The 2,275-nt window shown below is 72.6% G+C and carries 2 protein-coding genes and 1 pseudogene; 1 reads left to right on the top strand and 2 read right to left on the bottom strand.

The annotated features are described in order from the left end of the window. Together ACIWVC_RS16910 and ACIWVC_RS16905 are read right to left on the bottom strand one after the other, a co-directional pair. Nucleotides 1-278, bottom strand: a pseudogene (locus ACIWVC_RS16910) (acyltransferase); the annotation flags it as partial. Between the two features lie 155 nt (nucleotides 279-433). Beyond that, on the bottom strand, nucleotides 434-931 hold the full coding sequence (locus tag ACIWVC_RS16905; RefSeq protein ID WP_396454292.1) for a DUF523 domain-containing protein: 498 nt from the start codon (nucleotides 929-931) through the stop codon (nucleotides 434-436). Between the two features lie 115 nt (nucleotides 932-1,046). Here ACIWVC_RS16905 and ACIWVC_RS16900 point away from each other — a divergent pair, with 115 nt between their 5' ends. Next, entirely contained in the window at nucleotides 1,047-2,273 is a 1,227-nt protein-coding gene (locus ACIWVC_RS16900) for a PP2C family protein-serine/threonine phosphatase (RefSeq protein ID WP_396454291.1), read from the top strand. Nucleotides 2,274-2,275: the final 2 nt, after the last annotated feature.

Raw genomic sequence — 2,275 nt, 5'->3', positions numbered from 1 at the left:
GCGACCGTGACGCCGGCGAGCATGGCCGCCGGCGCGGGCGGCAGCCGCCGGATCCGGCGGCCCCAGAAGGCCGCGACCGACACGGCGCCGGTCGCCTCGACCTCCCGCAGCAGCAGATCGGTGATGAGGTGCCGGACGGCGCGAAGAGCAGGCCGATCCCGAGGAAGCCGCCGGGTGTGGAGCAGCAGGACGCCGGGGATCGCGACGCCCCGCAACCCGTCCTGCGCGAGCAGATGCGGCCCGCCCCCGGTGGCCTCGGTCGGTTGGACAGGCGTCATGCGGCCGGAGCGTGGTGCTCCCTGTCCGGCCGCCGTCCCTGCCGAGTCGCAGCCTTTCGCAGCGGCGCCGGCGAAGGCCGGTGATCCCTACGAGGTTCCCGAACCGGGGGTGTGCGTGCGGCTTCGCTGCTGCGCAGGGTCTTCCCGCGCGCGTTTCAGCTTCGCTGTTCCAGCGTGGCCAGGTGGGCCTGGACGGCGTCCAGGTCGTCCTCGCTGAAGACCGTGATGCCGGAGCGCTGGAGGAGAGCGGTCGTCACACCGGTGCCCGGTGACGAGGTCCCGGTGAAGGTGCCGTCGTAGACGCGGTGGCTGCCGCAGGACGGGCTGCCCTCCTTGAGCAGGGCCGTGCGCGCACCGGACCGCCGGGCCGCGTCCAGTGCGAGCCGGGCCCCCTGGAGGAACTCGCCGGTGACGTCCCTGCCGGTACCGGTCAGGACGCGGGCCGTGCCGTCCAGGACGTCGCCGCCGTCGCCGCCGACGATCTCGGCGGGCTGGCGCGGAACGGTCAATCCACCCGATATTTCGGGGCAGAATGGGACGAGGCGCCCTTCCCTGCGCCAGCGTTCGAAGAGGTCGCCTCCCACTGGCTTGGCTGCGCCGTCGTAGCGGACGGGTCGCCCTGCCAAGCAGGAGCTGACCAGGATGCGTTCCACGGCGTCCAGCCTATGCCGGTCTCCCCGCCAGGGCGCCCGTGTGAGCTGCGTCACTGTTTGGATCGGTCCGTCGACCTGGGGTAAACCCGTAGACCAACTAGATATCCACACATAGGTGGCAATTTTGGAGAACTCGGCGGACGCCGGCACCGGAGCGTCCCGCATGCTCGAGAACATCCGGGCGATCACTGACGAGGCGTTCGCCCACATGCGCATGGACGAGTTCCTTGACACGCTGCTCGAGCGCGTCCGCGAGATCCTCGGCGTGGACACTGCCGTCGTGCTGCTCCTCGACCGGCAGCGGCGCATCCTCGTGGCGGCGGCCGCGAAGGGCATCGAGGAGGAGGTCAGACAGGCGGCCCACGTCCCCCTGGGGTACGGGTTCGCCGGCCGCGTCGCGACGGAGCTGCGGCCCGTCTACGTCCCGGACGTGTCCGTCGCCGGCCTCTACAATCCCCTGCTGATGGAGCGGGGGCTCCGGTCCCTGCTCGGCGTGCCGCTCATCAGCGGCGGCAGGCTGCTCGGCGTCCTGCACGTCGGGACGCTCGCCCCTCGCCGGTTCACCACGGACGACACCGAGTTCCTCCAGCTCGCCGCCTCGCGCGCCGCCCTGGCCGTGCAGTCGCTGCAGATCCGGGACGAACGCTCCGGGGCGATGGAACTGCAGCACAGCCTCGTGCCGGCCGCGCCTCCCGACTTCCCGGGCGCCGAGATGTCCGCCCGATACCGCCCCGGCAAGGCCGACGTCGGCGGCGACTGGTATGACGTGTTCCCGCTGCCTTCCGGCGAGATCGGCATCGTCATGGGGGACGTCGCCGGGCACGGCATCGGCGCCGCCGTGGTCATGGGCCGGATGCGCAGCACGCTGCGGGCCTATGCGCTCGACAGCGACGATCCCGCCGAGGTCCTGCGCAAGCTCGACCGGAAGATGCAGCACTTCGAACCGGACGCGACCGCGACCGTGGTGTACGGGGTGTGCGATCCGGGGTTCGAGCGCGTCCGGCTGTCGTCGGCGGGCCACCTCCCGCCGGTGATCGCCGTGCCCGGCGAGCCCGCGCGCACCGTCGACGCCAAGCCGGACGTCCTCATCGGCATCGGCGCCGGCGTGCCCCGCCGGACGATGACCGTCGAGCTCCCGCCCGGCGGTCTGCTGTGCTTCTACACCGACGGCCTGGTGGAGCGGCGGGGAGCCTCGCTGAACACCGGCATCGACCGGCTGTGCGCCGCGGTGTCCGCGGGCCCGCCCGAGCAGGTCGGCGCCGCGGTGATGGCGGCGCTGATCGGCCGCGAGCAGGCCGAGGACGACGTCGCGCTGCTCATCGTCCGGCGCGCCCCCGCCTGACC

Origin of the sequence: Actinomadura sp., from assembly GCF_044508335.1 — a bacterium.
GTDB lineage: Bacteria > Actinomycetota > Actinomycetes > Streptosporangiales > Streptosporangiaceae > Spirillospora.
Note: the sequence above shows the minus strand (reverse complement) of the source record. Positions and strands in the feature narration are given on the sequence as shown.